Origin of the sequence: Streptomyces sp. NPDC058307, assembly GCF_042880295.1 — a bacterium.
Classification (GTDB): Bacteria; Actinomycetota; Actinomycetes; order Streptomycetales; family Streptomycetaceae; genus Streptomyces.
This window is the reverse complement of the sequence record NZ_JBHVYZ010000004.1, coordinates 224,902-238,163: the sequence shown is the minus strand read 5'-3', so window position 1 is coordinate 238,163 and position 13,262 is coordinate 224,902. Positions and strand designations below refer to the sequence as shown.

Below are 13,262 nucleotides of genomic sequence, written 5' to 3'. Positions count from 1 at the left end.
GGGGTGGCCCGGTGCGGGCTGCCCGGGTACGGGGTGCCCCTGTGCCGGCCGGCCGGGTACCGCATGTCCCGGTGCGGGGTGCCCCGGCATCGGCTGACCGGACGCCGGCTGTCCCGGTGCGGACTGGCCCGACGGAGGCACCGGGCCCGGGGACGGGACGGCACCCGGAGGCGGGGGCGGCATCGTGCCGGGTGGCATCGTGCCGGGCGGCATCGGCTGCGGAGCACCCGGAGCGGCGCCGGGGATTCCGGGGGCGCCAGGAGTTCCGGGGGCACCGGGGGCACCGGGGGCACCGGGGGCACCGGGAGAGTTCGGAGCGCCTGGGGCACCAACGACACTTCGGGCGCCGGGAGAGCCTGGGGCCTGTGGCGGCGGGGGCATGCCGGGAACGCCCACCGGAGGTGAGGACAGCACGGTTTCCGCGTGATGCACGACTCCGGGCGCGTTCCGTGGAATCCCGGGTGCGCCGGGAGGCTGTGGCGCGCCGGGGGTGCCGGGCATACCCGGGGCACCGGGAGCTCGGGGTGCGCCCTGGACACCGGGTGCCTGGGGACCGCCGGGCTCACCCGGGGTGGCCGGGAACCCCGGAGCACCGGACCCGCCCGCCGCACCCGGGGCGCTCGGGAACTGTGCTGCTCCGTGAGGGCCAGGAGACTGAGGCGCGCCTGGACCATCCCACGGCTGCGGAACGCCCGGGAACCCGTACCCGCCCGCCGGACCCGGAGCGCCGGACCCACCCGGCGCACTCGGGAACTGTGACGCACCCTCGCCGCCAGAAGGATGAGGTGCACCGGCCGAACCCGGCGCCCCTGGCGCATCAGGGAATCCCGAGGCACCCGGCGGAGGCGGAGCAGAAGCACCGGAGGCCGACGGCGGGCCCGGAGGCTGAGGCGCTCCCGATCCCGAAGGCCCCTCGACACCCGGCGCCGACACGAACTGGGTGGGCACATACCCGCCCGCCGGCGCACCAGGAGCGGGCGGCGGAGGCGGCGTGGTCGAGTCCCCCGACTGTGCGCCGGGCACCCCGGGCACCCCAGGCGGGCCCGGCGGAGGCGGCGGGGTCGGTCCCCCGCCCTGCGCCCCCCGCGAGGGAGGCGCCAACTTGCTGGTGGCGACATCGGCGATGTCCCCGGCGCTCGGCGCGGGCCCCGGAGCACCGGGAGCACCGGGAGCACCGGGAGCACCAGGCACACCCGGCGACTGAGGCGCCCCAGCACCCCCACCGGTCGCCTGCGGATACCCGTACGAAGACGCCCCCGGCGGAGACGAAGGAGCAGCCGCACGCGAAGCATCCTGATCCTGCGGATAGCCGTACGAAGGCGCCGGCGGCGTAACCCCCCGCGCCCCCTCCTCCTCCCGCACCCCGGACGACGGCCGCCCACCCGAAATCCGCGCGGTCCTGGAGTCCAAGCCCTCCGAGACCCCCGAGTCCTCCTGGACCTCCAAGCCCTCCGAGTCCTCCGAGTCCTCCGAGACCTCAGAGATCTCCGCCCCCTCCAACGCCGCCGAAGCCTCTTCCTCGGCACCACCGCTCACCGGCGCAGAGAACACCGTCTCCGGCAGCGCCACCGACAGGTCCTCACCGCCGTTGGTGTCGGTCCCGGTCCACGGCCTCGCCCCGGCAGGCACCCCCGGCGCGGCACCCGGACCGGCCCCGGGCCCGCCGATCCCCAACTTGTCCGCCGCGTCCTGCAACCACTCCGGCGGCGACAAAAGGAACGACGTCTGATTCAGATCGACCCGGGACGCCGCGGGCGCGGCCCCCGCGCCCCCGGCCCCGTCCCCGGCCTCCCGCCCGTACTCCTCCTCGTAGCGGCGGATCACCTCGCCCACCGGCAGCGAGGGCCACAGCGTGGCGTCCCCGCTGTCCCGGGCGATCACCAGCCGCTGCGCGCCCCCGTCCGAACGGGGCCCCTCCGCACGGTCCTCGGCCCACACCACGAACCCGAGGCCGAACTCCCGTACCCGCACCTCACGATGCTGGTACGACGGCACGTCCCCGTTGATCCACTCTTCCGCGCGCTCCTGCGCCTGCGCGAACGTCACCATCGCTGAAGCTCACTCCCCCGACACGGAAGAAGACACGGGAACGGAACGGGCGAACCCGCCGTCCACCATCAGGTTCGCCACCGTCTCCAACTCCGGTGGATTACCGGCCAGTCGGGACAGGAACACGTCGAAGTCCGCGCCGCAGGGCAGCAGCAGCCGTTCCACGCGCTCGGCCGGCGGCATCGAAGGGTCGACGTCGCGCGCGTCGTCGTAGGCGCAGAACCAGACCGATCCGATCCCTTCGCCCTTCACCTTCACGGCCAGCAGACCGCCCTGGACGAAACCGACACCGAGGTAGTCCTTCGTCAGGTGGTCGCGCAGGCACTTGTTGACGTACACGAGGTCGTTGACCGCCGCCTCGTCGCGGACAGTGAAGAACGGCTGGTCGACGAGGAGTCCCAACTCCGCGTCCAGGGCGGCGCCCACCGGGGCCGATCCGCCCGCCGCCTTCAGAAAGGAGCGGTACGCGCCCGGCAGCCGGTAGCCGAGATCCTCCTCCACCCCCTGCACCTGCGACTCCGTCACGGCGACAGCCGACTTCGGCAGACCGAAGTGCGCCGGCCGCGTCTCCTGCAACGGCCGCGTCCCCCGCTTGTTCTGGTCGACACGTGTCGTCGCGATGCCGCCGTGATGCCGCAGCAGCGCCTTCACCTCGACCGGGACCAGCTCCAGCCGCCGCGAACCCACCACGTGATGCCATGTCCAGCCGTGCGGCGTCGCCACCGCCGGCACCGTGTCCCACAGCTCGTGACCGGTCGCCGCGAGCGCCGCGTTCGCCGAGACGTAGTCCGTCAGCCGCAACTCGTCGACGCCGAAGCCCTCCGGCGGCTCGGCGATCTCCGCGGCGGCACGCGCGTAGGGCGAGAAGTCGGGATAGCCACGCTCGTCCACCCGCACCCCTCTGGGATGACGCGCGGCCCGGACCGGATCCGGAAAGTGCACGACCTGCCCGGCATAGGCCGCGTTCGGCGGCGCGGCTTGTTGCCCGAGCCGACCTGTCGTCATGGCGAAAGCCCCCTGCGGCGCTCTGGTACGACCCGCGGCGACCCCCTGGGCAAAGCGGGCCGCCACGCGCCGTATCGACTGTCACGTCCGTCTCCACGCGTCAACCGCGCGCATCGCGGCGACCACTTGGATCGCGGTGCCGACAGCCTATGCGGTACGGCGACACCGGTCACCGGGCACCGGCCAGGGCCCCTCCGCTTCCGTGACCAGCCGTCACCCCACCGTGACAGCCCGCCCGAACCCGGGCGTGTCGCACGCCCCAGCTTCCCCGCGAGCCACGCCATTTGGCAGTCTGTGACCTCCGGGGGGATGCTCGGGAGGGGATGACGATCATGAACACGACGCAGACGGGACCGGACACAGGACCGCACACGGCCACGACGACCGGCACCAACGGCAGCCCGCACGCCGGTGCCTACGGCGATCCCCGCATCGGCTGGAGCAGCGCCGAAAGACCCCAGGCGCCCGTCCTCCGCCACCGCCGCGACGGCATACTGCCCACCGTCGCCGCCGCCCTCTCCGTGCGCGGGGCCACCCTCACCTCCACCGCCGCCCGCGGCGACCAGGCCCCGCCGCTGCACCCGCTCGTCCAGGACTTCCTCGACACCCTCGGCAGCGACCGGCGCGACCGCTTCACCGGCCGCTGCGCCGAGACCATGCTCATATCCCGGCACATCGCCGCCGCGGACGCCGCCCGCAGCAAGCGCGCCGCCCGCAAGCCGATGACCAACGGCGAGGCCCGCCGCGCCCTCAAGCAGGCCAAACTCACCGCCCGCCGCATCCGCGAGGACGGCGATCCGCTGCACGGCAGCTTCGCCGCCCCCTGCCGCGCCTGCACCGCCCTGAGCGCCCACTTCGGCGTACGCATCGTCGACCCGACGGCGAACGGCGGCTGACACCCCCCACCGGCACGACACCCGCACGACCCTTACCACCCGTACGACCCGCACGACGACGCCTCACGCACCCGGCGTCCACCCATGACCTCGACGAACGCGAAGGGCAGATGCACCCCGACCGCACCGGTACCACCCGCTTCCCCGTCCCCGTCGACGCCGCTCTGCGCGCCGCCGGCTGGCAGCCCGGACGCTGGGACATAAAGCAGGCCGAGATCTGGGCCGACGCCCTGCGCGAGCACACCTCACCGGCCGGACACCGGCACGCCGTGTTCCCGGCCGCCGTCGAGGCCTGGGCCGAGTTCGGCGGACTGCACCTGACCCCGACCGGCCCCGGCCGCCAGGTCGCCCCCGCCCACCTCCACCTCGACCCCCTGCACGGCCTCCACATGGCCCGCACCCTCGCCGACCTCGGCCGCGCCCTCGACACCGAGGTCTGCCCCCTCGGCGCCGAGACCGACACCCAGGCACTCCTCGCCATCGACACCGAGGGCCGCGTCTACGCCCTCGACCACACCGGCGACTGGTACCTCGGCCCCGACATCGACCAGGCCCTGGCCGGCCTCGTCACCGGCATAGAACCGGCCCGTCTCGTCGCGGGCTGACGCGAAGGACACGGGCCGACGCGGGGGGCACAGGCCGACGCGAGGCGCCTACGCCGCCGGAATCACCGCCGACACCCGGAAACCCCCGGCCTCCGTGGGCCCCGACACGAACACCCCGCCCAGCGCGGAGACCCGCTCCTTCATCCCCACCAGGCCGTTGCCCCCCGACGGCAACCGGGCCGACGCGAGCGACGGCACCTCCGGCGGCGGTTCGTTCTCCACCTGCATCGCGATCTCCGACACCCGGTGCGCCAGCCGTACATGCGTCTTCGCACCCGCCGCGTGCTTGTGGACGTTGGTCAACGCCTCCTGCACCACCCGGAACGCCGTCTGCTCGATCTGCGCGGCGTACGACCGCACGTCTCCCTCCACGGACAGATCCACGGCCATCCCCGCCGCGGCCGACTGCCCGATCAGCGTCTCCAGATCGTCCAGACAGGGCCCGTCGGCCTCGTCCACGACCCGGGAGGCCGCCGCGGCCGCCGCCACGCCCACCGCGACGAGCGGCACCGACGCCCGCTCCTGGCGCCCGAACCCGTCCCCGCTGCGCAGCACCCCGAGCATCTGCCGCAGCTCGGTGAGCGCCTGCCGCCCCATGTCCCCCACCAGCGCGGCGTTCTTCACGGCCTTCTCGGGGTCCTTGCGGGCCACCGCCTGGAGCGCGGCCGCGTGCACCACCATCAGGCTCACCCGGTGCGCGACGACGTCGTGCATCTCGCGGGCGATACGGGTCCGCTCCTCGCCCCGCGCCCATTCCGCCCGCTCCTCGGCCCGCTCGGCGAGCAGCTGAAGCTCCCGCTCCAGGTCGTCGGCCCGCTCCCGCAGGCTCTCCATGAGCCGGCGCCGGGCCCCCACGTACAGTCCGAGCAGCAGCGGCGGCGCGGTCATCCCGATCGCGGTCGTGATCGAGGCGAAGGGGACGAACCAGTCGCCCAGGTCCAGCTCGCCGTGCGCCATGTCCTGCCGCACCCGCACGAACATCACGATCAGCATCCCGACCAGGGACATCCCCGCCAGCGAGCCAATGATCCGGCGCGGCAGCTCGGACGCGGCGAGCGTGTACAGGCCGACGATGCCCATGAGGTAGCCCATCTGGGCGGGTGTGATGGCGATGGAGACGAGCACGACGGCGATCGGCCACTTGCGCCGGACGACCAGCACCGACCCCGCCAGCACCCCGAACACGATCCCCGCGGCCATCGGGATCCCCGCGTCCCCGGCGAACCGGATCCCCTCGAACGCACACTCCACCGCGGACGCGGACGCCAGGCCCACGTCCAGCACCGCACTACGCCACCGTGCCCACCACCATGGCCCCGTCCGGGCCGCAGTGGTGTCTTCCCCCGTCGTGGTCATGCCTCCAGCCTACGTTCGGCGCCCGCAGGTTTTCCGGCGCATTTCGACGACTGGCCTACACCACCTTGAGTGACCGATCGACCACGAAACCGCCCGATATCCCTCGAACTGCTGAATCGCACGCCGTTCGAGGCCGGAAGATCGGATTCCAGCCGGACGGTATGCGTATGGCACATCCACAGGGCAAGTACGCGGACTTCGAGGGGTTGCGGGAGCAGGCGGTCGCGTTGCGGCAGGCAGGACTCAGCCGACGCCAGATCCGCGACCGACTGCACGTCGACAACAACGACATCCTCAACCGGCTCCTGGAGGGCGAGCCGCCTTTCGGAATGGACGAAGCGCCCGAACGCGAAGGACGACTTGAGGGGCCGGGCAAGAGAGTTGCGGCTTGAGGGCTGGACGTACGACCAGATCCAGGTGGAGCTGGGATGCTCGAAGAGTTCGATCTCGCTATGGGTACGGGATCTGCCGAAGCCGGAGCGACGGGCCCCAACGGAACAGGCGAGGTTGGCGGCTCGGAAGCGGTGGGAGCACGAGCTGGCGGTGCGGGACGAGGGACGGCAGCGAACCAAGGCATCGGCTGCCACGGAAATCGGCGAGTTGTCCGACCGAGAGCTGTTCCTCTTGGGGGTCGGCTTGTACTGGGCGGAGGGAAGCAAGGACAAGCCCTACGACCGCCGCGAAAACGTCATCTTCGTCAACAGCGACCCAGGCATGATCAAGGTCTTCCGGGCCTGGCTGGACCTTCTGGGGGTCGACCGAGAGCGCCTGCGGTACACCGTCATGATCCATGAGACCGCGGACGTGACTGCAGCCGAACAGTACTGGGCCGATATCGTCGGCGCCGACGGCTCCGCGTTTTACAAGACGACCCTCAAGACGCACAACCCGAGGACGATCCGGAAGAACGTGGGGGACTCCTACCGAGGCTGCCTGGTCATCAGAGTTCTGAAGGGGGCCGACTTGTACCGTCGCATCGAAGGCTGGTGGTCTGGCATGGTGGTGGAGGCCGGGCGGCGAACCGCGTAGGCTGCGTCCCATAATCCCCCGTGGTGTAATCGGCAACACACGTCACTTTGGATGATGTATTTCAGGTTCGAGTCCTGGCGGGGGAGCCGCACCTCGTTCGCACTGTTCGGGCCCTGACAGCACTGTCAGGGCCCACTCCCATGTCCCCCAAGAAACGCCCCGGTATCCTGCGGATGTCACCCCACCCCCTCCACAGCCGAAGGGCATCCCGTGAGCGCCATTCGCCCGGCAGCCGTCGTCGTTCTCGCAGCGGGTGAGGGCACCCGTATGAAGTCGGCCACACCCAAGGTCCTGCATGAGCTGTGCGGACGGTCCCTCGTGGGTCATGTACTCGCCGCCGCCCGCGAGTTGGACCCCGAGAACCTCGTCGTGGTCGTGGGGCACGCCCGGGAGAAGGTCACCGCCCACCTCGCCGACACCGACGCCGACGTCCGCACGGCCGTGCAGGCGCAGCAGAACGGCACCGGGCACGCCGTACGGATGGCGCTGGAGGAGCTCGGCGGCCGCGTCGAGGGGACCGTCGTCGTCGTGTGCGGGGACACCCCGCTGCTGACCGGCGAGACCCTCAACGCCCTTGCCGCCACGCACTCCGCGGACGGCAACGCCGTCACCGTGCTGAGCGCCGAGGTGCCGGACGCGACGGGGTACGGGCGGATCGTGCGGGACGGGACCTCCGGTGCCGTGACCGAGATCGTCGAGCACAAGGACGCCTCCGAGGCGCAGCGGGCGATCCGGGAGATCAACTCCGGAGTCTTCGCCTTCGACGGCCAGTTGCTCGCGGACGCGCTGGGCAAGGTGCGGACCGACAACTCCCAGGGCGAGGAGTACCTGACGGACGTGCTCGGCATCCTGCGCGAGGCCGGGCACCGCGTCGGCGCCTGTGTCGCCGCCGATCACCGTGAGATCGCCGGGATCAACAACCGTGTGCAGCTCTCCGAGGCGCGGCGGATCCTCAACGACCGGCTGCTGACCAGCGCCATGCTCTCCGGTGTCACCGTCATCGACCCGGCCACCACCTGGGTCGACGTCACCGTCACCTTCGGCCAGGACGCCGTCGTCCACCCGGGCACGCAGCTGCACGGCTCGACGCACGTCGGCGAGGGCGCCGAGGTGGGGCCCAACAGCCGCCTGAAGGACACGGTCGTCGAGGCCGGCGCCCGGGTCGACACCACGGTCTCCGACAGCGCCCACATCGGCGCCGGCGCGAGCGTCGGGCCGTACGCCTATCTCCGTCCCGGCACCCGGCTGGGCGCGAAGAGCAAGATCGGGACGTACGTCGAGACGAAGAACGCCTCCCTCGGCGAGGGGACGAAGATCCCGCATCTCTCCTACGTCGGGGACGCGACCATCGGTGAGTACACGAACATCGGGGCCGCGAGCGTGTTCGTGAACTACGACGGACAGGACAAGCACCACACCACCGTCGGGTCGCATTGCCGTACGGGTTCGGACAACATGTTTGTGGCGCCTGTCACGGTCGGGGACGGTGCGTACACCGCCGCGGGGTCGGTGATCACGAAGGATGTGCCGCCCGGTTCGCTGGCCGTGGCCCGTGGCCAGCAACGGAATATCGAGGGCTGGGTGGCCCGCAAGCGTCCGGGGAGCGCGGCGGCGAAGGCCGCCGAGGCGGCTTCCCGGGAGGGCGTCGGCGAGGACTGACCGGAAACAGGTGCGCCGAGTTCGTCGTACCGTGATAACTGCACACCCCAGTTGAAACACCTCTGAGGAGACAGCTGTGACCGGGATCAAGACGACCGGCGAGAAGAAGATGATGTTCTTCTCCGGCCGCGCCCACCCCGAGCTTGCCGAGGAGGTCGCCCAGCAGTTGGGTGTCGGGGTCGTCCCGACCAAGGCCTTCGACTTCGCGAACGGCGAGATCTACGTCCGTTACCAGGAGTCGGCGCGTGGCGCGGACTGCTTCGTGATCCAGAGCCACACGGCTCCGATCAACCAGTGGATCATGGAGCAGCTGATCATGATCGACGCGCTGAAGCGTGCGTCGGCCCGCTCCATCACGGTCATCGTGCCGTTCTACGGTTACGCGCGGCAGGACAAGAAGCACCGTGGCCGTGAACCGATCTCGGCGCGGCTGATCGCGGACCTGATGAAGACGGCGGGCGCGGACCGGCTCCTCACCGTCGATCTGCACACGGACCAGATCCAGGGCTTCTTCGACGGTCCGGTCGATCACCTCTTCGCGCTTCCGCTGCTGGCGGACTACGTGGGCCGCAAGGTCGACCGGAACAAGCTGACGGTCGTGTCCCCGGACGCGGGCCGGGTGCGGGTGGCGGACCGCTGGTGCGACCGGCTCGGTGCGCCCCTCGCCATCGTGCACAAGCGGCGCGACAAGGACGTGGCGAACCAGGTGACCGTCCACGAGGTCGTGGGTGAGGTCAAGGGCCGGGTGTGTGTCCTGGTCGACGACATGATCGACACGGGTGGCACCATCTGCGCCGCCGCGGACGCGCTGTTCGCGCACGGCGCGGAGGACGTCATCGTGACGGCCACCCACGGTGTGCTGTCCGGTCCGGCCGCGGACCGCCTGAAGAACTCCCCGGTGAGTGAGTTCGTGTTCACCAACACCCTGCCGACGCCGGGTGAGCTGGGTGCGGACCTGGACAAGCTGACGGTCCTGTCGATCGCTCCGACGATCGCGAGCGCGGTGCGTGAGGTGTTCGAGGACGGGTCCGTGACCAGCCTCTTCGACGAGCAGTAAGGGTTCTGCAGAAGATCGTTTTGGTGACGGCCTCCCCCTCCGAGTAAGCTGCTGAAGTTGCTCGGCGAGGGAGGCCGTACCTGTTCGTTCAGGTGCCGGCGGTCCGTTATCGACGCGCTCTTCGTAGCAGGCCGATGTTTGGCCGGGTGACCCCATCCCCAACTGTTCTACGAGGAGTGACCATGGCCGACGTCAAGATCACCGCTGAGACCCGCACCGAGTTCGGCAAGGGTGCCGCCCGCCGTATCCGCCGTGACAGCAAGGTTCCCGCCGTGGTCTACGGTCACGGTGCCGAGCCGGTGCACGTCACGCTGCCGGGTCACGAGCTCCAGCTCGCCCTGCGTACCCCGAACGTCCTGCTCACCCTGGACATCGAGGGCAAGACCCAGCTGGCGATCCCGAAGGCCGTGCAGCGCGACGCCATCAAGGGCTTCCTCGAGCACGTCGACCTGCTCCTGGTGAACCGCGGCGAGAAGGTCAACGTCGAGGTCTACGTCCACACCGAGGGCGAGCTGGCGCCGGGCGCCTACCTGCTGGAGCACGTGCTCAGCACGCTGAACGTCGAGGCCGAGGCCACGCACATCCCGGAGTCGGTCACCGTCTCCATCGCGGGTCTGGAGGCCGGCGACTCCATCCTCGCCAAGGACATCCCGCTGCCCGAGGGCACCACGCTGCTGACGGACGAGGACGCGGTCGTCCTCCAGATCCTGGCCGCCCAGGCCGAGGAGGCCCCGGCGGAGGGCGAGTCCGAGGCCACCGAGGCCTGATCCTGTCCGCGATACCGGCTGTCGGCCGCCGCTCCCCTCGGGGGCGGCGGTCGGCGCGTATCACGGAGGCCGGGCAGCACGGAGACCGCGTATCAAGGAGACATGGACGTGACGACCGACGCCAACGGGCCCTGGCTCATCGTGGGGCTGGGCAATCCCGGGCCGGAGTACGCGAACAACCGGCACAACGTGGGCTTCATGGTGGCCGATCTGCTGGCCGAGCGGGTCGGGGGCCGGTTCAAGCGGGCCGGGAAGGCGCAGGCGCAGGTCGTGGAGGGGCGGATCGGTCCGCCCGGTCCCGCCAACCGGCGGGTGGTCCTGGCGAAGCCGATGTCGTTCATGAACCTGTCCGGCGGTCCGGTGAACGCGCTCAAGGACTTCTACAAGGTGCCGGTCGCCAACATCGTGGCGATCCACGACGAGCTGGACATCGACTACGGCACCCTGCGGCTGAAGCTGGGCGGCGGGGACAACGGTCACAACGGGCTGAAGTCGATGACGAAGGCGTTCGGGGCGGAGTACCACCGGGTCCGGTTCGGGATCGGGCGCCCTCCGGGCCGTATGCAGGTCGCGGACTTCGTACTGAAGGACTTCTCGTCGAGCGAGCGCAAGGAGCTCGGCTACTTCGTGGACCGCGCGGCCGACGCGGTGGAGGCCCTGGTGATCGAGGGGCTCGAGCGGGCGCAGAGCACGTACAACTCCTAGCCGAAATTGACTTGGGCAATCCCATGGCCAATGATCCCGGCCATGCCTGCCCTCACCGCCTCCGCCCGCCGGACCTCGACCGCCGCGCTGCGGTTCGGGCGGATCGCGTCGATGGGCGCCATCGCGCTGGTGATCCTGGTCGCCGGGGTGTGGGCGTCCTGGGGCAGCGCCCAGTACGTGATGCTCACCAAGGGGCGTGAGCAGGGCAGGGTGGAGGTGACGCGGTGTTCCGAGGATGCCTGCACGGGCCCGTACACCCCGCTGTCCCACGGGTCCCGGGCCCGGGCGCGGGCCGTCATCGAGAACACCGTGGCCGTGCGCAAGGGGCGGACCTACTCGGTCGTGGTCAAGCCCGGCACCGATGACCTCGTACGGTCCGGACCGGCCGGCGTGCTCTATTCCTGGGTGCCGATGGGCGGGGCGCTGCTGCTCGCGTCGGTGGTCGTGGCGGGCGGGCTGCGCCGGGCGCGGCTCGCGTGGGTCATGGCCGTGTCGGGGATAGCGCTGCTCACGGCGGCTTTCGCGGCTGTCTGAGGGCTTTCGCCGCTCTCCGGTTCTGTGGAGAACCTGAGTGTTCTCTGTTCGTGATTGACCAGAGGTCAGTCCCGGCTGGAAGCTGAGCCGCCCCCTCCACATCTTCCCGTTCCACTCTCGAAGATGGATTGCTGCCCCATGCGCACTCTCACCCGCTTCGGCGTCCTGTCCGCCGTCGCCTCGGCGGCCTTCCTGGTCGCCCCGGTCGCCCACGCCACCGCTCCTGGTGACAACGGCACCGTGAAGATCCACGACGCCGGCACCGGCGACGAGCTCCGCAAGAACGAGCCGCACGTCTGCACCTTCTACCTCGACGCCTTCGGCTTCGACGCCGTCCAGGAGGTCGACTGGCACATCGAGGCCTGGGCTCCGACGGCCAAGGTCAAGGGCGACACCGTGAAGTCCGGCGAGATCACGCTGGACTCCGACGGACAGGGCCGGACGGAGGACCTGTCGCTGCCCGACGGGCACTACAAGCTGTTCTGGAACTTCGAGGGCGAGAAGTCCGCAGCCGCCAAGCACAAGGTGTTCTGGACGGACTGCGCGGAGGAGGAGGGCAGCGGCGGTACGGCCACGCCCACCGCGTCGGCCTCCGGCACGCCGGGGCCGGACGAGTCCGCGTCCCCCAGCGCAGAAGCCGGCGCCGGCACCGAGCCCAGCGAGTCCGCCGAGGCCGGGGCCTCCGCGTCGGCAGCTGCCTCCGCCTCCCCGTCCGCCTCCGTTTCCGCTTCCGCTTCCGCTTCCGCTTCCGCGCAGGGTTCCACCGGTGACCTCGCGGAGACCGGCAACAGCGCTCCGGTCGGCCTGCTCGCGGGCGTGGCCGCCGCGCTGACGGCGGCGGGCGGTTACCTCGTGGTCAGGCGGCGCCGGGCCTGACGTACACACGAAGAAGCGGTGCCCCCGAGCCCCGGGGGCACCGCTTCTTTCCGTCCGGAGGTCCGGAGGTCAGCCGGTGTTGCGCAGGCCCGCGGCCACGCCGTTGACCGTGAGCAGCAGGGCCCGGGCCAGCAGCGGGTCGGCGGGCTCACCGGCGGCGGCCGCGTCGCGCTGACGCTTGAGCAGCGTCACCTGGAGGTAGGAGATCGGGTCCAGGTAGGCGTCACGGATGGCGAAGGTCTGCTTGAGGACCGGGGTGGCGTCGAGGAGTTCGTCCTCGCCCGTGATCTTCAGGACCTCGCGGACGGTCAGCTCGTGCTCCGCCTCGATGTCGGCGAAGACGTGCTGGAGCTCGGCGGGGACGAGGGTCTCGACGTAGTGGCGGGCGATGCGCAGGTCGGTCTTCGCGAGCGTCATCTCGACGTTGGAGATGAAGTTGCGGAAGAAGTGCCACTGCTCGTGCATCTCGTCCAGCACCGTGTCCAGGCCCGCCTCGCGCAGCGCCTTCAGTCCGGAGCCGACACCGAACCAGCCGGGCACGATCTGCCGGGACTGGGTCCAGCCGAACACCCACGGGATGGCGCGCAGTCCGTCGAGGGAGACGCCCGAGCCGGGGCGGCGGGAGGGCCGTGAGCCGAGGTGCAGATCGGCGAGCTGGTCCACCGGCGTCGAGGCGAGGAAGTACGTCGGCAGGTCCGGGTCCTCGACGAGCCTGCGGTACGCG

General features: G+C 71.0%; 12 protein-coding genes, 1 tRNA gene and 1 pseudogene. 10 read left to right on the top strand and 4 right to left on the bottom strand.

Going from position 1 to position 13,262, the window contains the following annotated elements; all coding sequences use genetic code 11:
• Both ACFVYN_RS05455 and ACFVYN_RS05450 read right to left on the bottom strand, forming a co-directional pair.
• The coding region (locus ACFVYN_RS05455) for a hypothetical protein (protein WP_389992829.1) at positions 1 to 2,049 on the bottom strand (2,049 nt) is incomplete at its 3' end.
• 9 nt (positions 2,050 to 2,058) lie between these two features.
• A complete protein-coding gene (locus ACFVYN_RS05450; protein ID WP_389992826.1) occupies positions 2,059 to 3,054 on the bottom strand; it encodes an SMI1/KNR4 family protein in 996 nt (331 codons plus the stop codon).
• Positions 3,055 to 3,377: 323 nt separating this feature from the next.
• Between ACFVYN_RS05450 and ACFVYN_RS05445 the strand changes: the two genes are divergently transcribed.
• Together ACFVYN_RS05445 and ACFVYN_RS05440 are read left to right on the top strand one after the other, a co-directional pair.
• A complete protein-coding gene (locus tag ACFVYN_RS05445; RefSeq protein ID WP_389992823.1) occupies positions 3,378 to 3,950 on the top strand; it encodes a YwqJ-related putative deaminase in 573 nt (190 codons plus the stop codon).
• Between the two features lie 110 nt (positions 3,951 to 4,060).
• The gene (locus tag ACFVYN_RS05440) at positions 4,061 to 4,555 is read left to right on the top strand and encodes an SUKH-3 domain-containing protein (RefSeq protein WP_389992821.1); all 495 of its coding nucleotides are present in this window, start codon (positions 4,061 to 4,063) and stop codon (positions 4,553 to 4,555) included.
• Between the two features lie 48 nt (positions 4,556 to 4,603).
• Here the strand turns inward: ACFVYN_RS05440 and ACFVYN_RS05435 are convergent, their stop codons facing one another.
• Complete coding sequence (locus ACFVYN_RS05435) at positions 4,604 to 5,911, bottom strand: sensor histidine kinase (RefSeq protein WP_389992819.1); 1,308 nt, start codon at positions 5,909 to 5,911, stop codon at positions 4,604 to 4,606.
• Positions 5,912 to 6,078: 167 nt separating this feature from the next.
• Between ACFVYN_RS05435 and ACFVYN_RS05430 the strand changes: the two are divergent.
• From ACFVYN_RS05430 to ACFVYN_RS05395, 8 genes and pseudogenes are all read left to right on the top strand, one after another.
• Positions 6,079 to 6,940, top strand: a pseudogene (locus ACFVYN_RS05430) (hypothetical protein).
• 14 nt (positions 6,941 to 6,954) lie between these two features.
• Positions 6,955 to 7,026, top strand: a tRNA-Gln gene (locus ACFVYN_RS05425).
• Between the two features lie 124 nt (positions 7,027 to 7,150).
• Complete coding sequence (gene glmU / locus ACFVYN_RS05420) at positions 7,151 to 8,599, top strand: bifunctional UDP-N-acetylglucosamine diphosphorylase/glucosamine-1-phosphate N-acetyltransferase GlmU (RefSeq protein WP_389992817.1); 1,449 nt, start codon at positions 7,151 to 7,153, stop codon at positions 8,597 to 8,599.
• A 76-nt stretch (positions 8,600 to 8,675) separates the two neighbouring features.
• Positions 8,676 to 9,656 carry a ribose-phosphate diphosphokinase gene (locus tag ACFVYN_RS05415; protein WP_389992814.1) on the top strand — a complete coding sequence of 327 codons (981 nt, stop codon included), beginning with the start codon at positions 8,676 to 8,678 and terminating at the stop codon, positions 9,654 to 9,656.
• 182 nt (positions 9,657 to 9,838) lie between these two features.
• Complete coding sequence (locus ACFVYN_RS05410; protein ID WP_389992812.1) at positions 9,839 to 10,423, top strand: 50S ribosomal protein L25/general stress protein Ctc; 585 nt, start codon at positions 9,839 to 9,841, stop codon at positions 10,421 to 10,423.
• Between the two features lie 102 nt (positions 10,424 to 10,525).
• Complete coding sequence (gene pth / locus ACFVYN_RS05405) at positions 10,526 to 11,128, top strand: aminoacyl-tRNA hydrolase (protein ID WP_389992809.1); 603 nt, start codon at positions 10,526 to 10,528, stop codon at positions 11,126 to 11,128.
• 30 nt (positions 11,129 to 11,158) lie between these two features.
• Positions 11,159 to 11,662 carry a hypothetical protein gene (locus ACFVYN_RS05400; RefSeq protein WP_389992806.1) on the top strand — a complete coding sequence of 168 codons (504 nt, stop codon included), beginning with the start codon at positions 11,159 to 11,161 and terminating at the stop codon, positions 11,660 to 11,662.
• 138 nt (positions 11,663 to 11,800) lie between these two features.
• Complete coding sequence (locus tag ACFVYN_RS05395; protein ID WP_389992804.1) at positions 11,801 to 12,538, top strand: LPXTG cell wall anchor domain-containing protein; 738 nt, start codon at positions 11,801 to 11,803, stop codon at positions 12,536 to 12,538.
• A gap of 69 nt (positions 12,539 to 12,607) precedes the next feature.
• Here the strand turns inward: ACFVYN_RS05395 and ACFVYN_RS05390 are convergent.
• The coding region (locus ACFVYN_RS05390) for a phosphoenolpyruvate carboxylase (protein WP_389992801.1) at positions 12,608 to 13,262 on the bottom strand (655 nt) is incomplete at its 5' end.